Here is an 18309-nt window from a genome sequence, read left to right on the forward strand (position 1 = left end):
AATTGAGTACCCCGGCACGTCCTTCCTTCGGGACAGTGATCTTCGCCGTATCCCTGCCCATGTTCATGGTCGCCCTCGACAACCTCCTGGTGACCAACGCGCTCACCGCGATCCGCGGCGACCTGGGCGCCTCCCCGGAGCAGCTCCAGTGGGTGACCGACGCGTACATCCTGGGCTTCGCCGGCCTGCTGCTCGCCGCCGCCGGATTCGGTGACCGGTTCGGGCGGCGCCGGGTGTTCGTCAGTGGCATCACCGCCTTCACCCTCGCCTCCCTGGGCTGCGGTCTGGTCTCGTCTCCCGGTTTGCTCATCCTCTTCCGCGCCCTGCAGGGCATGAGCGCCGCCGCGGTCCTGCCGATATCCCTCACCCTGCTCGCCATGGCCGTCCCGCCGGAGCGGCGCGGCGCCGCCATCGGCCTGTGGAGCGGCATCAGCGGCCTCGCCGTGGCGCTGGCCCCGCTGATCGGCGGTGCCATCACCACCGGCCTCAACTGGCACTGGATCTTCCTGGTCAACCTGCCGGTCGGGATCGTCGCCGTGCCCCTGGTGCTCAAGGTGATCTCCGAAAGCCACGGCACGCCGAGCAAGCTGGACGCTCCTGGCCTGCTGCTGGCCGCCGGGGGTGTCGTCGCCCTCGTGTGGGCGATCATCGAGGGCAACGCCCGGGGCTGGGCCTCGGCGAGCACGCTCGCCACCTTCGCCGCTTCCGTCGTGCTGCTCGTGGCGTTCGTGCTGTGGGAGCGCCGCGCGGAGGCGCCGCTGCTGCCGCTGCGCTTCTACCGCATCAGGGCGTTCACCCTGTCGAACCTGGTGTCGCTCACCGTCTACTTCGGCATGTTCGGCGCGACGTTCCTGATCGCCCAGTACCTCCAGGTGGTGCGCGGCCACTCGGCCTTCGTGGCCGGTCTGTGGACCCTCCCGTGGGCGATCATGCCGATGTTCATCTCCCCGATCGCCGGCAAGCTCACCGCGCGCGTCGGCGGCGGCCGGCTGATGGCCCTCGGCATGTTCGTTTCCGGTATCGGCCTGGTCTGGTTCAACCTGGTCGCCGGGGTCGACACCCCCGACTGGCAGTTCATCGCCCCGTTCGCCCTCGCGGGCGCCGGCATGGGCTTGGTCTTCGCTCCCACCGCCACCGTGGTGATGGGATCGGTCCAGCCGCAGGAGATCGGCAAGGCCTCCGGCGCCAACACCACCGTCCGCGAGCTCGGCGGTGCCCTCGGCATCGCGGTCCTGGCCAGCGTCTTCGCGGCCAAGGGCGGTTACGGGGAGAAGCAGAGTTACGTGGACGGCATGGGGCCCGCCGTCTGGATCGCCGTGGTGGTGGTCTTCCTCGGCGCCGCCCTGGCCCTCGGCATCCCGAGCCCCAAGAAGGCCGAGCCGAAGCCGACGGCTCCCGCCGAGCCGGCCGCCAAGTCGGCGGCCTAGAAGACACCGACGGCCCTGCCGCGTCGGCGGCAGGGCCGGAATCGGGAGTGCCGTGCCCCTCGTCTCCGAGGGGCACGGCATTTTTCCGCTCTCGACGAAGAAGTCGGCCTGCGACAGCCGCACCTTGGTCTGCTTGTCGTAGGTGTAGTACTCGTAATAGGCCGCCATGCACATCTCAGTGCGGGAGAACCAGCCCCACTGTGCAGTGTCCGGGTTCGCAGTGCCGTCCTCATTCACGCCGGAGCACTCGGGGATCAGCTCGCTCGCGGCGCGGCCGCTCTTGGCCGTCTGGACGCCGACCTGCTCGGTGACGCTGTGTGGCTTGCTGGCCCAACCGCCCTTGGACTTGCGCGGCTTCATCGCCCCGCAGGTGATGGTGCCGTCATCACAGCCCTGGCCTTGGGCGGACTGGGAATGTCCCCGCCGTCCGTGTCCGATGCTTCGTCAGTGCCGTCCAGCAGAGCAGGGTCGGTGTCCGCAGGAAGCTCACTGTCGAGGCGGTAGCGGATCTCCCGAGCCCCGTCGTCACCGGTGTCGACGTTGCGCCGTCGGCGTTCTTCGTTCCCGGGTTGCCGAAGTCGAGTTCGACATCGTTGGACCAGTCGACGGTCTCGCCCTGCTGCACATAGGTGTCGAAGGTGTTCGACAGTGCGGAGGTGGACGGGTCGACGGGGCGGATGCCGCCGCTCTGGTACAGGAACTGGCGGACGTGGTGCATCGGCGCCCCGAGCGCCCGCCCGATCAAGCTGAACGACTGACCTTCACGTCACCGTCTCCAAACCTCGTCCTGCTGAGGCGTCGAGAACCCGTAGTCACGCACCTGTGCCTCCACGATCACGTGATCATCGGTGGGCGGTGCGTTGATCACTTGAGGGTGCCATCGTTTCTCGACACTCAAGCGACGCGCCGCGAGGCCGGTTCCGGCTGCCGACACATTGCCCTCCTTGACTTGTGACCACCCTAGGAGCCTAAAGTACTAGGCAACTAGATAAATGGAGGAACCGGTGATTGAGTTCCACCTCAACAGCCAGTCCGGTCTGTCTCCGTACCAGCAGGTGGTGCAGCAGGCGCGGCATGCGCTGCGTCTGGGCCTGCTGAAGGAGGGGGACCGGCTTCCGACGGTCAAGGACGTGGCGGGACGGTTGGCGATCAACCCGAACACCGTGCTCAAGGCGTACCGGGAGCTGGAACACGACGGGCTGGTGGCCGCCCGGCCGGGCGTCGGGACCTTCGTGACCCGGACGCTGGCCGACGCCACGCTCCCCGCCCACGGCCCGCTCCGCCAGGAGCTGCGCCGCTGGCTGACCAAGGCGCGCCTGGCCGGGCTCGACGAGGAGAGCATCGAGGCCCTGTTCATGACCACCTTTCGCAACGCCGCAGGAGAGGACGTAGCGTGACCGCCGTATTGCGGGCCCAGGCTCTGGGCAAGAGGTACAAGCAGCGCTGGGCGCTACAGAACTGCGACCTGGATGTGCCCGCCGGGCGGGTCGTCGGTCTTGTCGGGCCCAACGGTGCCGGCAAGTCCACCCTGCTGAACCTGGCCTCCGGCATGCTCACTCCGACCACGGGCACCATCGAGGTTTGCGGCGGCCGACCCGCCACCGGTGCCGCGCAGTTGGCCAAAGTCGGCTTCGTCGCGCAGGACACCCCCACGTACGCCTCGCTGAGCGTCGCCGATCACCTCAGGCTGGGGGCCCGGCTCAACCCGGGCTGGGACGACGTCGTGGCGCGTGAGCGGATCGCGCGGCTCGGCCTGGACCTCAAGCAGCGCGCCGGACGGCTGTCCGGCGGTCAGCGTGCGCAGCTCGCCCTGACCCTGGGCATCGCCAAGCGGCCGGAGCTGCTGATCCTGGACGAGCCGGTCGCCGCGCTGGACCCGCTGGCCCGCCGGGAGTTCATGCGGGATCTGATGGAGGCCGTCGCCGAGCACGAGCTGAGCGTCGTGCTCTCCTCGCACCTGGTCTCCGATGTGGAGCGTGCCTGCGACTACGTCATTGTGCTCGTCGACTCCCGCGTCGAGGTCGCTGGCGACATCGACGAGCTGCGGGCCGCGCATCACCGCCTCACCGGCCCGCGCCGCGAACCGGGCACGTTCCCGGCGGGCCTGCACGTCATCACCGCCAGCCACACCGACCGGCAGACCACCCTCCTGGTCCGCGCCGACGCTCCGGTCCAGGATCCGTCCTGGACCGTCAGTCCCCTCGGTCTGGAAGACATCGTCCTGGCCTACATGACCCGGCCCGCCGACGCGGTCCGCGACACCCGACCTGCGCTGGAGGTCCTTCGATGATCTGGCTGACCTGGCGCCAGTTCCGCACCCAGGCCACGGTGGTGTTCGCCGCGGTCGCCGCCCTCGCCTCGGTGCTCGCGGTCACCGGCCCGCAGCTGGCCGACCTCCACGAGACCGCTGGAAGCAGCCTCGCGGACCGGCTCTCCGGTTCCGATCAGACCGTCTACTACGTCGGACTGACGGTCGTCCTCGCGGTGCCGGCCGTCATCGGCATGTTCTGGGGCGCACCGCTGATCTCCCGTGAGCTGGAGACCGGCACCCACCGCCTCGTGTGGAACCAGAGCATCACCCGCGCGCGCTGGCTCGCGGCCAAACTCGGCCTGGGCGCGCTGGCCACCATGACCGCTGCCGGACTGGCCAGCCTCGTGGTGACCTGGTGGAGCGGCCCCATCGACCGGGCCGTCAACAGCGGTGGCGGGAGCGGAACGTACCTGGCACGGCTCGACCCCATGGCCTTCGTCGCACGCGGCGTCGTCCCCATCGGCTACGCCGCCTTCGCCTTCGTCCTCGGCGTCACCCTCGGTGTCCTCATCCGCCGCACCCTGCCCGCGATGGCTACCACGCTCGCCGTCTACGTCGCCGTACAGCTCGTCATGCCGTTGTGGGGCCGGCCCCACCTGGCCGCCCCGGATCAGACCACCGTGGCGTTCACGGCCGGTACCCCCGTAGGCATTGACGAGGGCGCCATGGAGGTCACCGTGCCACTCGATGTGCCCGGTGCCTGGCTCACCTCCGAACAGACGCTGGACGCCGCCGGCCACCCGGCCGCCCCGCCGACGTCCTTCGCCGACTGCCTGCACACCGAGTCGGGCCTGGCCAGCCTGCGGCAGGTCGACCGCTGCGTCGCCGGCCTCGGCGAACTCGGCTACCAACAGCAGGTGACCTACCAGCCCGCCGGCAACTTCTGGGCCCTGCAATGGGCCGAGACTGGGATCTACCTCGGCCTTGCCCTCGGCCTGGCCGGGTTCTGCGCCTGGTGGATCCGCCGACGCCTGACCTGATGAGTTGCCGGTTCGGCCGTCGGAGGCCGGAGGTGCCGTGAGGGGCAGCGCGTCCTGGCTGCCCCCTCACGGCACCTCACGACATCGTGCGGGTCCGAGCATGGCCGGCGCCGTCGGTTGGAGGCGGGGTCCGGGCACGGATGGCCCAGCGCAGTGCAGGTCGAGTCGCTTGCTCACGTCGGGGCGGAAGGTGCCGTACGGGTTGATGTTCGACCAGAACAGTGCGGTCAGTCCACGCCGGTCCTCGTCGGTGAGCTTCTTCGCCCAGGCAGGTTCGGTGAGGATCTGCTGGAGCAGCAGCATGTTGATGTGTTCTCTGCACTACGCTCGAACGGGTCGGTTGGCTGGCTTGTTCGTTGTTCAACTGTCCGGCGCTGGAGGCTGGGGTGGGAGAGGAAGGGCAACTTTCCTCGGGTTGTACTCATGTCGCTGCTCAACGGCCCTCGACTTGTACTCTCGCCGTTCAGGCATCAAGTCCATTACTCGGTCAGCCTCGGCCATCTGCAATGCTGTGCTGATCACGAACCGGTAGCAGAACTCGTAGTCCTCGACCGAACGCGATTCGTGGAAGGGCGAGACGATCCCGCGGCGGTTCATGTGGGAGGTGCGCCTGAGTACTTCTGGAGTCAGAGCTTTGAATCTCGCGTACTCGTAGTGATCAACTCCAGCGGCTAGCACCTGCAGAGTCTCCTGCATCGCAGAGATTGCTTTGAGGCCGCGGTCGTAGGGCTTCAGGAAAGCCCACTCACCGTCGTATTTGCGCCGAGGCGGCTCTTCGATCCGAGGCCCCAGATGGAGTGGGCCGGACAGCTCCGGCAGCCCGGAGCTTCCGTAGTGGTCGACGAGATCCGTGAAGGCATCCGCAAGGCCAGCAAGGCCCGCTCCGATGTCCTTAGCATCAGCGTGTGCCTGTGCTGCTCGCAGACGATCCACTGTGGCTCTCCGCGTGACAAGGTCGATCATGTCGACACGCTCGAAATCGACACCGAAGACAAGCGTCGTGGCGTCGATCAGAAACGTGGTGGCGTCAGCCCGACTCTGCTCGATGGCAGTACTGGACGGGACGGTGCCGTGGTGTTTGAAGGCGACCCGAAGCCTGTTCATCCGGTCCATCGCGTTCTTGCTAGGCAGCGGGCCTGGCAGCGCGGGCTCCAGCTTGGTCCAGAACTCGGCGAACGGGGTGTGGTTGGGCAGGTTGACCTTCAGGTGATCGGCCGCAAGCCGCAGAAACATCTCGACTGCATCCTGGAAGTGGTTCACCGCAGGCGCCGACAGGGGCTCAGCGCGCCGGGCCAGCCCGACCCCTTGATCGAAGAGGAACCGGACCATTGCCAACCGCTGAACGGTGTGGGGGGTGAGCGAGGTGGTCATCGCGACTCCGAAGATCGTGGTTGGGGGAGGCCGAGGTCAACAGGGCCGCGGCGGGTGAGGCGGATGGCTTCAGCGCGTTTGGTGCGAAGGAACACCATCGATCCCGTCGAGTTCGCCCACCCACCCCTCTGCTTCCGTGCGTTCGCGGCGCATCAACAGATCTTTCTCCAGTTTGTCCAGCCGCGCGACCATTTTTGGATTGCCCTGGAGCCCGGAGCAGCGGATGCAGGCTTCCCTGAACTTCGTCTCGACCCGATTCAGGTCCTTGGCCGCTCACCCGCGGTGACGGTGCGGCCGGCGACATCGCGGAAGGTCGGCAGTCCGAGATGGACGGCAGCCGCCCGGCTGGACCGCTCGTCGACCTGGGCGAGCTTTTGCTCCGCGCCGGCAAGGCTGACCTTGAGGCCCTCGACCTCGCCATGCCAGCCCTCGCGGTCGGCTTCCGCTATGCGGTCCAGCAGGTTGTCGCGGATCTGCACGATGCGGTCGCGCTGGGCGGGATCGAGCCGTAGGAGACTGCATCTGAGGCAGCTGTGCTCGTGGACGCAACCAGTCCCGTAGGCTCGGCCGCAGTCGCCCAAGGCGACCCGGCGGCGTTCGAAGTGGCCGAGGAACTCCTCCCACTCGTCGTCGGTCGGGGTTCGGTATTCCTCGCTGGGGCGGGTGGTGCGGCGGCGGGCGATGAAGGCCCGGTGGCCGTTGATGACCTCCTCGGGATAGACCGCCTTGTATCCCATGGTGGTGTTGATGTCGCCGTGCCCTACCACGAGTTGGGCGATGTGGGGTGGCATCCCGTTCATGATCGCGTCCGTGATGAACAGCCTCCGGAAGTCATGGGGACTGAAGGTCAGCGGTCGGCTGGTGGTGTCGGTGAGACCGGTGCGGGCAAGCGCGTCGTTGAGCATGTCCCTGATCCCGGCAGCCGGGATCGGCCGGTTCTCCACACCGATGTGGCGCTGAAACAACAGTGGCATCGGCGGGTTCCAGACGCGTTCGTGGTTGTCGTAGGAGACAACGAGTGGGACGGCGCCGTTCGCGTCGCGGACGCGGCTGATGATAAGGCTGAGAACGTCCGCGAGGTCCGGGGAGATGACGAGCAGGCGCTCGGTATCGGTCTTGGACGGGGCGATGTGCAGGAGCGGGATGAGCTCGCCCGTGCTGGGCAGCCGGTATTGGACAAGGCTGTGGTGGGAGAGCTCGGTCAGCTCCTCGACGCGGATCCCGGTGTGCCGCAGGACTTCGACGATCGCCCAGGACCAGAACGCCCGATGCTCCTCCAGCGTGAGGTCGATGCGTTTCCCGGTCTCGGGGTCCTGGGCCCAGACCTTGGCTGTGGGGTTCTTGGTGACCGGCCGGTGCCAGCGCTGACCGGCTGCGGTGAAGTCGGCTCCCGCAGTGGTGTTCTGTGCGGCTTCCAGCCGTTCAGCGGCCCGGCGGCGTTCGGTGTCGACTGTCTGCGTCAGGAGCGGAAGGACGGGTAGCCGCTCGCGTGTCCGCTGATCCATGCGCGATTTGCGGCCGGACCGTTCTTTCTTGCGCGACATCTCCTCCTCACGGATGGGGCAGGGGGCCGCCCAGATGCCCCAACGTGCGGGATCGTCCATGGCCCACTGGGCGATGTCGAGGTAGAAGGCTCGCACCATGGCGAGGTAGTTGATGCCGCGATCGGCGCGTGGAACCTGCGTCTCGACGACGTCGCCGACGGCGGTCTTGCTGCGGATCGTCTTCATCGCGACCCGCTGTTTCCATGCCGCGGCAGCATCCGGCGCCAGGCGCAGGGAGTCGATCCCCGGGTGGTGGTCCTCCAGGTCTCTCCAGAACAGTTTGCCCAGGCCGAAGGCCACCGCCCGCAGCGAGGTGTAGTCGAGCGAGAGAGAGCGTTCTCGCAGGTAGTCCACCAGCAGATCCCGAATCGGCCGGCAGGCGATGCCGTAGCGGTCGATCATCTGCTCGATGCTGATCTGCCCTTGGTTTTTAGGGTTGAAAACCCGGACCGTCGCCGGGGCTGCGGCCGGGAAGATCCCCGTGGCGTGCAGCAGCTGGTAGAAGTACACGCTCGTGTCGACGTTGCGGCTGCCCATGCTGAGCAGGAGGTCCGCCAGCTCCAGGCAGTCCCCGACCGTGATGTCGCGGACCATGCCACCCTTGGCGGCCATGATGGTGGCGATCCGCCTCAGTGCGCCGTCCTTGGTGTGGGTGTTGGCGGGGTCGCTCCGGCAGACGGCCGCCAGGGCGGCGAACCCATCCGGGTCGCGGCTGCGTGCCATCTCGGCCGTCAGGATCTGCACCGTCCCTGGAGTCAGCAGCCACGACAGGCTGGGCCGGATGACATCGCCGCTGATCAGCGTCAGGATGCCGCTGCCCAGGACGTCGAAGTCCTTCTTCGGGTCCTGGTAGGACCAGCCGGTGGACTGAAGCCAGGAGACAGCCATGTGCCGCCAGGCGATGTTGCCGACCGCGTCGGCGCCGCTGGCGTTCCAGCGGCCCTGCCAGGTCTGCCCGGGAAACCGCTCCAACCAGGCCAGGGTCTTGGGCAGGCCGGTTCTGCGGCGGGACTGGGAGGCCGAGGACGTCAGCACGAACGGTGGTGCGAGCAGTCGTTCCACCACCTGTTCACGTGTCTGCTCGGTGGCCTTCCAGCGCTGTTCGGGGCCGCGGGGCGGGAAGCTCTTCAGCATCGCCGCCATCTCCGGGCTGATCTGCCGCGATGCGGAGCGTGCCCTGGTCGGCACCTGCGTGGTCACGCGGTTCCCTCCCCGAACAGGATGTTCAGCGCTTCCGGCCGATACGACGGCGCTGACGGCCCGTTGTTCTGTGCGGATGTCGCTGTGGAGACGGCTGCTGACCTGCGGGCGTGGTGCGCGAGCACTTCCGCGATCACGTCCTCGGTGAGTGGCGTCAGGTAAAGCTGAGTGGTACTCAGATGCGCGTGGCCAAGGACCCACTGCACGTCGGTGAGCGACATGTCGGGGTCGCGGGCCATTCGGTAGGCCGCAGTGTGCCGCAGATCATGCAAGGACCAGTTGGCGCCCAGGGCGGCGTTCGCCCGGCTGAACATCCGGTAGGCGGCGTGATAGCCGAGTTCCCGGAAGGGCCTCCGCAGGGTCCACCACAGTGGATCGTCGGTGCCCGTGGGCGCCAGGCCGTGCATCTGTGCCTGGTAGAGCCGGAGCCAGACGAAGGCGTCCGGCGAGGCCGGCAGCTGCTGGATGGCCCGCGTGCCCTTGCGGACCACGGTGATCAGCTGCTGGCCAGGGTCGGCATCGCCGTAGCGGGCGCCCAGCAGCTCCGAAGCCCGCGCACCGGTTGACACCCAGAAGGCCACCAGAGCGCGGTCCCGGTGAGAGCCGAGCTGAGCGAACAGCTCGTTGAATTTCTCGTCCGGGATACTGCGCGGCACCCGCTGGACATGGCGAGGGCGATACAGACCTGACCGCTCGTTGCGGTAGAGGTCCATCGGGTTGTGGTGGGCATGGGCCCTGCCACCGCGTCGGGCCAGCGGGAACGGATTGATCATCGGCCCCGACCCGGCATCGCTGTGGAAGTCGTAGAAGCCACGCAGCACGCTCTCGCTGTGGCCACGGGTGGTCGGCGCGTACTTGCGGCCTGGTCCAGCCTTTCCCGTTACCGGATTCGGGATCGCCGACGCGGCGGTGGCACCGGGCCGTCTCGGCTTGTCGCTGAGCTGGATCCAGCGGGAGAAGTCCCGTGCCTCCTCCCGGGTCGCTTGATCCCAGCGCATCCGGATCGCCCACAGAAACCGGAACCAGCGCAGCAGATCCATCCCGTACGAACGCTGCGTCGTCGCGGGCCGCCCGATGCCCTGCAAGTCCTTCAGGTACACGGCGACCGGCTCGACGACCGTGCCGGCGGGATCAAGCAGCCGGTACGGCTCCCAGACGTCGCCGGTTTCCAGAAGCGACCCGACCCGCGGTACGACCAACCAGCGTAGATCTCGGCCCTGCCCATCTCTCTCGACCATGGGGCGGGACCATAGTCACCCGCTTCACGGGCTGTCCGCTGAACTGGGCAAACCCTCGCGGTAGTTCAGTCAACAGGTAGACCAGAGCGCTCTGGAGCAGGTGGAGCGCCAGCATGCTGGTCTCGGCGTGCTCTTTGTCCGGGCCGGTCAGGGCGCCGTCCTTGCCGTAGTGCGCGACGGTGTTCGCGCTGTTCCAGTTCTCCACGACTTGGAGCCCGCCGTGGATCTCCCGGCGCAGGCCGGGGCCGGCGAGGTGGTCGCAGGCGAAGACCGTACGGACCGCGCGTCCGAGTTCTTCGAGCGCGGCGTAGGTGGGGTGCTTGTCGCGGGCCGCGAAGGTGTGTATTGATCACGAGCGTTGTTTACGCGGCTGATCGGGGGCTGGCCTCCGAGGGCGGTGTGGCAGCGGTGGTGGTTGTAGGTGTGGAGGAGGTCTGTCAGGGCTGCGGTCCGTGCGTCGTTCGAGGTGTAGTGCCGCAGGTAGGCCCATTCATCGAGCAGGGTGCGGTTGAAGCGTTCGACCTTGCCGTTCGTCTGCGGGCGGTAGGGGCGGATGCGTTTGTGAGCGATGCCGGCCGCGGTGAGTGCCTGGGTGAAGAGCTTGGACTTGTAGCAGGAGCCGTTGTCGGTCAGGACCCGTTCGACGGTGATGCCGTGGCTGGTGAAGAACGTCTGGGCGCGCTGCCAGAAGGCGATCGCGGTGTGCTGGCGTTCGTCGGGCAGGACCTCGCTGTAGGCGAGGCGGGAGTGGTCGTCGACGGCGGAGTGTACGTAGCTGTGGCCGATAACTGGTTTGCAGCTCTTGCGCAGGTCGGTGGTGGCCTGCCGGTTGTGGTGGCCGGTTGTTCTGCCGACCGTGCGCCAGCCGCCGCCGTCGGGGATGTTGCCGAGTTTCTTGATGTCGACGTGTACCAGTTCGCCGGGGCGGCTGCGTTCGTAGCGGCGTATCGGCTCGCCGGTCGGGCGGTCCGGCCGGGCCAGCCGGTTCAGGCCGTGGCGGGTCAGGGTCCGGTGGACCGTGGAGGCCGGCAGCCCGAGGATCGGGCCGATCCTGGCAGGGCCGAGCTTGCGGGCCTGGCGTAGATCGCAGACTGCGGCTTTCGCCTTGAGGGCCGTGCGGTGCGGGGTTGTGTGCGGCCGGCTCGAACGGTCGAACAATCCCGGATCGCCCTCGGTCCGCCACCTCCGCACCCACTTGTGGGCGGTCGCCCGTGAGATCCCCATCTCCTCTGCCACGTGAGCAACCGGACGACCGGAACAAACACTGCCCCACGCCCTCAGCTGCGTGCTCGACGCGAGAGGATGAGGTGGTGATCCGCTACGACCCCGAGATACAGGCTCTGTACCGCCGCTACTGCCTCCCGGCGCGCCGCTACCTGAAGCTCGGAGGAGCGGTACTTCGCATGTCGCGCGAGGAGTACGAGCCGTTCGCTCATGCCTTGGCCGCTGATGCGAGGGCTGTTACCGACGCCGAGCTCACTATCCTCTTCGAGGGCAGCTGGCGCGAGCGGCGCACCGCGGCATGGCTTGCCGCCGTCTCGCGCCGTGACCACTTCCGCGAGCGTTTGGGAGCACTGCTGCTGGAGAGCGAGGTCTGCTGCGCGGGTGGGGCCTACTGCGCGGCGTTGGCGAGTTTCGGCACTGCACGGGACGCCGATCTGCTCGCCGCTTACCTGGATCGTTACCTGCATCGGCCCGACCTCGCCTACGACCAGCCGACAGCCATGGGCGCCCTGGCGTACACCGACTCCGTCCTGAACAGCGACCGGGCCAGCCATTTCCTCCAGGAGGGCGGCCTGTGGCGGCAGTGGTTCCAGGACGCGCCCCACATGCGCAGCGATGACGGCATATCCACCTACCTGGGCGGTATCCGCCTCGCCTGCGCCGTCATCGACGAATGCGCCGACGCCTGACCCCATTGGTCTTGTTCGCGTCGAAAACTCTGGCTCGTCGTCCTTGACGCGGCGATCCTCTGTCATGCCAGTAGGACGCGCTTGCGGAGAAGTTGGAGGCCTGCCCGCCCGAACATCTGGCGCTTGAGCATCTTAAAAGTTACGTGGAATCTGTCCGGGGTGATCATGTCTCCCCGGTGCAACCACGGACTTGGGAGATGGCTTGAGCGGCACAACGGTGCTGACGGAGAAGTGGCCGGTACTTGGCCGGCACGAGCGGGCGGCGACCTGGCTGATGCTCTGGACGGATCTTGGACGTGCGCCCCGCACAATCGATGCCTACGCCCGCGGACTGGCCGAGTACCTGGCGATGTGCGAGCGGGAGAACGTCGAACTGGTCACCGCTAACCGCGCCCACATTGCGCTCTATGTAAGGGAGTTGACATCGTGGCCGCATCGCCGAGGGGCGAACGTGGTGGCAATCGACTCGGGGTCGGGACTGGCGAACGCCACAATCCAGCAGCGCCTGGTGCCGGTCCGCCTGTTCTACGACTTCCTGATGGAGGAGGGTCTGCGCGAGTCGAACCCGGTCGGCCGCGGACGCTACACCCCTGGGCGCCAGCAGGGCGGGCAGCAGCGCGGACTGGTGCCGCGGCTCACGAAGCTGCCGTGGATCCCCAGCGAACAGCAGTGGCTGGAGATCCTGCAGGTCACGCGAGAGGAGTCGGTCCGCAACCGGGTGACGCTGGCCTTGGCCTACGATGCCGCGCTGCGGCGGGAGGAGCTGTGCTCGGTGCGGACCGACGACCTCGATCCGGCTCACCGGACGCTGAGGGTGCGGGCGGAGACGACGAAGAACCGGCTGGAGCGGGTGGTGCCGTACTCGGCATCGACCGGCGTGCTGATGTCGGCTTACCTCGCCCACCGGGCCACGATCAGCCGGGCCAGGGGGCCGCTGTTCCTGTCGGAGTTCCGGCCCCACGGACAGCCGCTGACCCTGTGGACCTGGTCCAAGGTGGTCCGCCGGATCGCCCTGGCAGCCGGATTCCCGCGGTTCTCGACTCACACCACCCGGCACTTGTGTCTGACCGATCTGGCCCGGATGGGCTGGGAGTTGCACGCGATCGCGACCTTCGTCGGCCACCGTCACGCCGACTCTACGCTTCAGTACATCCACCTGTCCGGCCGGGACGTGGCCGAGAAGCTCGCCTGCGGCATGGAGCACATCCACGCGTGGCGAATAGAGGCGCTCACCTCCCCGAACGGCACGGCAACGGAGGTGGCACGGTGAACACATCTCGACTGGCCCTGCCCGCTGAGAACGGGCCCGAACGCTGGTCCTGGCCGATCGTCTCGGACCACTACGACGCTGCTGTCGAGGTCCGGCCCGCCGAGGTGGCGGAAGTGAGCGAACTCGGGGTGCGGAATCTGCGCCGGCTCAAGGACCACGATCCGTCCGCTGCCGGGTGGCCGGTGATCCACCGTCTGCTGGTTCCGCTGGAGGCGGTCAACGCCGCTCTGGACTCGCCACCTACCCCGCACCGTCGACGCGCGATGCTCGACGTGATCGCGGTGCTGCTGACACGTTGTGCGGAGACTGGCCGAACCTTTTGGGGATGGACCCCGCAGGAGTGGATCCATCTGCTCGGCCGCAACCAGACCGAGTTCCACGAGCACGCCCCGGGCTGGGTCAACGACGAGGTCCGCCCCTATCTCGCCGCGCACGCATACCTGCTGGGCTCCTTCAACGAATTCCACCGGCTCGGCAGCTTCCAGCGACTCACCCTGTCCTGGCGGGTCTTCGGACGCGGCCTGGTGAGCAGTGAGATCGCCCGCATCCGCGCGGTTCTCGCCTCGTGGGGCTATCAACTGGGGCGGGACGACGACACGCTGCTGCCGATGGTCGTCTGCCAGCTGCTTCTCCTCAACCGGAGCCCGCATCTGGAGGATCTTGACACCGCGCTGTTCGACCGGGTCCGGCGCGAGAACATGTTGGCCGGCTCCCAGCGCTACACCCTGCACGCCACACAGCGGGCGGTTGCCGAACTCGGATTCTATGATCCTCCGCAGCCCATCACCGGCCGCCACTCGGCACGGGCGACCGGCGGCGCGAAGACGTGGGAACAATGGGTCGATCGCTGGCACGCCACCTCTACGCTCACCCCCGGCGTCCGCGGCGCCATGCGCTCCGCCCTCCTCAGGGTGGGCCGGTGGATAGCCGCGGACCAGCCCGACACTGCTGACCCGACATACTGGACGCGGCAGACCTGCGCGACCTGGATCGTCGCCGTGGACCGGATGAGGGTCGGTGACTACGCTCAGCGGACGGTCGGCCTGGGGGACCGTCTCGGCAAGCCGCTCGAAGCGGCGACCAAGGCCGGGAAGATCACCGCGCTGCGGACGTTTTTCAGGGACTGCCAGGAATGGGAGTGGCTGCCCCGTGGCTTCGACCCACTGCGCGCGCTGGCGATCCCTCGCAGCATCACGGCCCTCCTCGGCCCCGACCCGCGGGTGATCGCCGATGAGGTCGGGGCGAAGCTTCTGTGGGCGGGTTTGAACCTGGAAGCTGCGGATCTTCCGCAGTCCCAGGCCGGTCAGTTCTACCCCTTCGAACTGGTCCGAGCGGTCACGCTGACCTGGTTGTTCTCCGGTCAACGCAGCAACGAGATCGCCCGATTGAGGGTGGGCTGCATCCGTTGGCAGCACGGCGGCACCCTCATTACCGGTGACTCCCAGCAGGTCCTGGCGCGCGACACCGTCTGTCTCCTCGACGTACCGCCCACAAGACCGGCACCGCCTTCACCAAGCTGGTCGACCCGATCCTCGGCCAGGCCGTCGATGCCTGGCAGGCCGTCCGCCCGGATCAGCCGAAGTTCACCGACCGCCGCACTGGCGAGCGCGTCGACCTGCTGTTCGCCATCCGGGCCCGCCGCGTCTCCACGCACTACATCAACAACACGATCATCCCGATGCTCTGCCGCAAGGCCGGAGTCCCGGACGCCGACGTCCGTGGGAACATCACAAGCCACCGGGCCCGGTCCACCATCGCCAGCCAGCTCTACGACGCCAAGGAACCGATGACGCTGTTCGAACTGCAGGCCTGGCTCGGACACCGATCCCCGCAATCCACTCAGTACTACTCGAAGATCACACCCGACACCCTCTCCAAGGCCTACTCCGAAGCTGGCTACTTCGAGCGCAACGTGCGCACCATCGAGGTCCTGGTCGACCGCGACGCCGTCGCCTCAGGCGCCGCCGCGACCGGTGAGCCATGGCAGCAATACGACCTCGGCCACGGCTCCTGCAGCTACACCTTCTTCGAGCAATGCCAGCACCGCATGGCCTGCGCACGCTGCGACTTCTATAGCCCCAAGGAGTCCACGCGATCCCAACTCCATGAGGCCAAAAGCAACTTGCAGAGGATGGCCGTGTCCATCCCGCTGACCGACGACGAGCAGGCAGCCGTCGAGGAGGGCCAGGCGGCCCTGGACCGGCTACTCGACCGCCTCGCCGACACACCCACTCCGGCCGGCCCGACACCACGCGAACTGGACCTGCCGGCGACAGCCCGTCTTCTGCCACTCGTAGACGTCCGACAGTGCGGGACAGGCACCGCACCGCGCTGATATCGGAGTGCGCACAGGCCCGGGAGAGTGTCACAGTCACTGCCGTGACCTTGATGAACGTGCTCGTCGACTTCGCCCGAACCGGCCGGATCGGCCCTCTTCACTGCGGGATGCCCCTGACCGAGGCTGAAGACCTGCTCGGCCCGGGGCGCCCGCACCCCGCCCACATCATGAAGGGGCCCGATATCGACGGCTACCCCTACTCCTGGAACGGGCTGCGACTGGTGGTCACGCAGCGGGCCGTCAGTGGCATCTGGATCAACCTCTGGCCTGGTTCGACCGCCAAGCTCCCGCCGCTCGTCCTGCCCGATTCCGAGTCATTCGAGGCCACCGTACTCCGTGAGGAACTGGTCACTGCCCTCGACACCGCTGGCTGCCACCACGAGGTCAACCCTGTCCTGACCTTCGGCGAGCAGTCGAGCATCCTCACTCAGCCGGCCGAGGTCTGCGCTGTGTTTAGCCTGCCTGGCCGGGACCACCACGTTCCCCACCATGATCGGCACTACCTCGACGTGATGCACAAGCACACGGCTTGACACCGCTGATTCCACAGAATGATCTGGCTGACATGCCCTTTGGCCGCACTTGAACTCCAGGACAGAGTGAGCCCGGCGGTGACGGCGTCGAGGTCGCGGTCGATGCCAGCGGTGAGGGTGTGGAGGCTGGGCAGGTCGTCCTGTCGGACGGCGTGGAGCCAGTCCGGGAGACGCTCGCCTTGGCGGTCTGTGAGCATGACCGCGAAGGACCGGACGTGTCGGGTGAGTGCGTCGAGTTCGGGGCACTGGGCGCGGACGGTCTTGAGCTGGAGTTGTTCGGGGTCGGTGAGGGTTTCCGGGCGTCTGAGGATCCATCAAGACCGTGCGGGGCGACGGCGGCCGGGCGGTCACCGGTCGCGGTGAGGTGCGCTTCTTGTACAGGTAGGCGCGAACGCGCTGGTAGCTGCCCTTGTAGCCGAGCGGCACGATCTCCTCCCACAGCTTCCAGGCGTTGGTGAAGCCCCCGTTCCAGCGGTCGTCTAGGTAGGGCTTGTAGTCATCGAGTACCGATGTCCGGTTCTGCCACTGGCCGGTGAACAGGTCCTCCGGCTTCGCAGCATCGGCGAACCGTTTGACGGTGTGCCAGGCCATGCCGAGCTGTCGCTGGACCGAACGCAGGCTGTGTCCTGCCTTGAGGAGTGCGTGAACGGCGGCGTGCCGGGACCTGGTGCGGTCGGTGAACCGGTGCCCGGTCGGCCATGGCGAACCGGACGGTTCTTCTTCCGGGGCGGGCTCAGGCTCGGGTTCGGGGGTGGCCGGGACAAGGGCTCGCAGGCAGCGGCGATGCTGGGCGACGGTCCGTTCTGCGGCCTCGATCAGGTTGTGCCAGAGGGTACTGGTGGGCCGTTGGCGAGGTGCCTGCTGAGCAGGTCCTTTTTCCAACGACCCCCAGCCCGAACGACGCATGCGACTTTCGCCGCACGTCGCTCTCCAGTGACTACTCCGTGAGTGCTGGAACAGGCTTCTTGCCGTGGATGTCCGCGTGGCAACTACCGCAGACCACGAGGGTTTTGCGGTGCCGTGCGGCCATGAGATCCGCCCACGGTGGCCGGTCCGTTCCCGGTTTTCCGAGGTCTGCGAGCTTGGCAACGTGGTGGACTTCCACCTCGTCGACGCGTCCGCATGCCTCGCGTCGTCCGGCGAGGAGGCGGGTTACCAGCTCCTTGCGTTTGATGTTGACCGGGGCCATCCGACGATCGGTGATGACCGTCTTCTTGTTCTGTCTCAGCGGGATCCCGCCGAACCGTCCGACCAGTGGCTTCCTGCCGACGCGTTCGACGCGGGCCTCGAAGCACTTGCGTGGCCCGAACGGTGTCTCAGTGGTGGTTCGCGTACTTGCGGGCCATCTTCGACACCGACGAACGGTGCTTGTTGGCGAGCGTCATCAGCATCGAGGTCTCCATGACCCATTGCAGCCGGGCGAGTCGGAAGACGTCGTCGGCCATCAGGTAGTACTGGACGATGCCGCGGTACTCGGACCCGTAGGTGCTGATGATGACGTGATCGTCCTGGTTCAGCAGCTCGGGCCGACGCGCGGGTTTGCCGCGCTCTTTGTACTGGGCCTGCTTGGCAGATACCACCGAACGGGGGACACGCAGACCGATAGTCCCATTGACAGAGCGTCGTCTGCCCGAGATCTTGCGGTCGTTGTGAAGCACGGTGATGTCGTAGCCGAGAAACCTCGCCGCCCCGGTCCGGGCGTGCGTGATGAGCGTCTTCTCCGGCGATAATTCCAGCTTGAGATCATCCCGCAGGAACCGCGCCAGGCGCTTCTTGATTTCTTCGGCCTCTGCCTTTGGTCCGGCAAATCCGAGCAGGGTGTCATCCGCATAGCGCACTATCTCGACGTTCAGGTCCGCCGACAGCACCGCGACGTCCGCGATCGACGGGAACAACAACTCCTTCAGCCAGCGCGCGACCTCTTCCACGGCCCTGAACTGTCGGCCCAACTGCCTTGTCCACGGACCATTTTCGGGCGATTTCGCGCACGGCTCGAAGGTGTCCGGATGTCACTCAGAGTGGCCACGTCACGGAATCTGAGCCAGAGCCGTTTGAAGTGAACGAAGCCACCCCTAGGTCCTGTCCGGTCGATCTTCGCGGGCCCGCGACGCCTGGCACCGCACCTCGCCGCGTTGTCGTCAGTCGCCCAAGTACGTCCAGTACATGGGCGATCCTCCGCCTTGC

At 67.3% G+C, this 18309-nt stretch carries 14 protein-coding genes and 3 pseudogenes; 8 read left to right on the forward strand and 9 right to left on the reverse strand.

The window, feature by feature from the left end; all coding sequences use genetic code 11:
- Positions 1-2: 2 nt before the first annotated feature.
- On the forward strand, positions 3-1427 hold the full coding sequence (locus ABTZ59_RS34205) for a DHA2 family efflux MFS transporter permease subunit (protein WP_351423669.1): 1425 nt from the start codon (positions 3-5) through the stop codon (positions 1425-1427).
- A 673-nt stretch (positions 1428-2100) separates the two neighbouring features.
- On the opposite strand, the pseudogene ABTZ59_RS37480 reads toward ABTZ59_RS34205, so the two are convergent.
- Positions 2101-2247: pseudogene (locus ABTZ59_RS37480) on the reverse strand (IS30 family transposase); the annotation flags it as partial.
- Between the two features lie 172 nt (positions 2248-2419).
- Here ABTZ59_RS37480 and ABTZ59_RS34215 point away from each other — a divergent pair.
- From ABTZ59_RS34215 to ABTZ59_RS34225, 3 genes are read left to right on the forward strand one after another with little or no spacing between them, the layout of a single operon-like run.
- Positions 2420-2824 (forward strand): GntR family transcriptional regulator, encoded by a 405-nt coding sequence (locus ABTZ59_RS34215; RefSeq protein ID WP_351423682.1) that lies wholly within the window; start codon positions 2420-2422, stop codon positions 2822-2824.
- A complete protein-coding gene (locus ABTZ59_RS34220) occupies positions 2821-3717 on the forward strand; it encodes an ABC transporter ATP-binding protein (RefSeq protein WP_351423695.1) in 897 nt (298 codons plus the stop codon). Before ABTZ59_RS34215 ends, ABTZ59_RS34220 begins: the two co-directional genes overlap by 4 nt.
- A complete protein-coding gene (locus ABTZ59_RS34225; RefSeq protein WP_351423698.1) occupies positions 3714-4718 on the forward strand; it encodes an ABC-2 membrane transporter-related protein in 1005 nt (334 codons plus the stop codon). Before ABTZ59_RS34220 ends, ABTZ59_RS34225 begins: the two co-directional genes overlap by 4 nt.
- Positions 4719-4784: 66 nt before the next feature.
- Here the strand turns inward: ABTZ59_RS34225 and ABTZ59_RS34230 are convergent, their stop codons facing one another.
- The 7 genes and pseudogenes from ABTZ59_RS34230 to ABTZ59_RS34260 form a co-directional block, all read right to left on the reverse strand.
- Positions 4785-5021 (reverse strand): hypothetical protein, encoded by a 237-nt coding sequence (locus ABTZ59_RS34230; protein ID WP_351423702.1) that lies wholly within the window; start codon positions 5019-5021, stop codon positions 4785-4787.
- Between the two features lie 57 nt (positions 5022-5078).
- Complete coding sequence (locus ABTZ59_RS34235) at positions 5079-6089, reverse strand: hypothetical protein (RefSeq protein ID WP_351423705.1); 1011 nt, start codon at positions 6087-6089, stop codon at positions 5079-5081.
- 69 nt (positions 6090-6158) lie between these two features.
- Entirely contained in the window at positions 6159-6281 is a 123-nt protein-coding gene (locus tag ABTZ59_RS34240) for a hypothetical protein (protein ID WP_351423707.1), read from the reverse strand.
- A gap of 65 nt (positions 6282-6346) precedes the next feature.
- Entirely contained in the window at positions 6347-8833 is a 2487-nt protein-coding gene (locus ABTZ59_RS34245; protein WP_351423710.1) for a tyrosine-type recombinase/integrase, read from the reverse strand.
- Positions 8830-10071, reverse strand: coding sequence for a tyrosine-type recombinase/integrase (locus ABTZ59_RS34250; RefSeq protein WP_351423715.1), 1242 nt, complete (start codon positions 10069-10071; stop codon positions 8830-8832). The genes ABTZ59_RS34245 and ABTZ59_RS34250 overlap by 4 nt, the downstream gene beginning before the upstream one ends.
- Positions 9965-10417 (reverse strand): Tn3 family transposase, encoded by a 453-nt coding sequence (locus ABTZ59_RS34255; protein ID WP_351423738.1) that lies wholly within the window; start codon positions 10415-10417, stop codon positions 9965-9967. The genes ABTZ59_RS34250 and ABTZ59_RS34255 overlap by 107 nt, the downstream gene beginning before the upstream one ends.
- Positions 10414-11352: pseudogene (locus tag ABTZ59_RS34260) on the reverse strand (IS481 family transposase); the annotation flags it as partial. The gene ABTZ59_RS34255 and the pseudogene ABTZ59_RS34260, both read right to left, overlap by 4 nt.
- A 29-nt stretch (positions 11353-11381) precedes the next feature.
- On the opposite strand from ABTZ59_RS34260, the gene ABTZ59_RS34265 reads away from it, so the two are divergent.
- The 4 genes from ABTZ59_RS34265 (at position 11382) to ABTZ59_RS34280 (ending at position 16125) form a co-directional block, all read left to right on the forward strand.
- Positions 11382-11984, forward strand: coding sequence for a DUF6000 family protein (locus ABTZ59_RS34265; protein WP_351423721.1), 603 nt, complete (start codon positions 11382-11384; stop codon positions 11982-11984).
- Between the two features lie 202 nt (positions 11985-12186).
- A complete protein-coding gene (locus tag ABTZ59_RS34270; protein ID WP_351423728.1) occupies positions 12187-13254 on the forward strand; it encodes a tyrosine-type recombinase/integrase in 1068 nt (355 codons plus the stop codon).
- Positions 13255-14881: 1627 nt separating this feature from the next.
- Positions 14882-15589, forward strand: a complete 708-nt coding sequence (locus ABTZ59_RS34275) for a site-specific integrase (RefSeq protein ID WP_351423741.1) — start codon at positions 14882-14884, stop codon at positions 15587-15589.
- A 44-nt stretch (positions 15590-15633) separates the two neighbouring features.
- Positions 15634-16125, forward strand: coding sequence for a hypothetical protein (locus ABTZ59_RS34280; RefSeq protein ID WP_319178025.1), 492 nt, complete (start codon positions 15634-15636; stop codon positions 16123-16125).
- 937 nt (positions 16126-17062) lie between these two features.
- On the opposite strand, the pseudogene ABTZ59_RS34285 reads toward ABTZ59_RS34280, so the two are convergent.
- Positions 17063-18053: pseudogene (locus ABTZ59_RS34285) on the reverse strand (group II intron reverse transcriptase/maturase).
- Positions 18054-18309 lie beyond the last annotated feature (256 nt).

The organism is Streptomyces sp. NPDC094034 (assembly GCF_040303865.1).
In the GTDB taxonomy this organism is placed as follows: Bacteria; Actinomycetota; Actinomycetes; order Streptomycetales; family Streptomycetaceae; genus Streptomyces.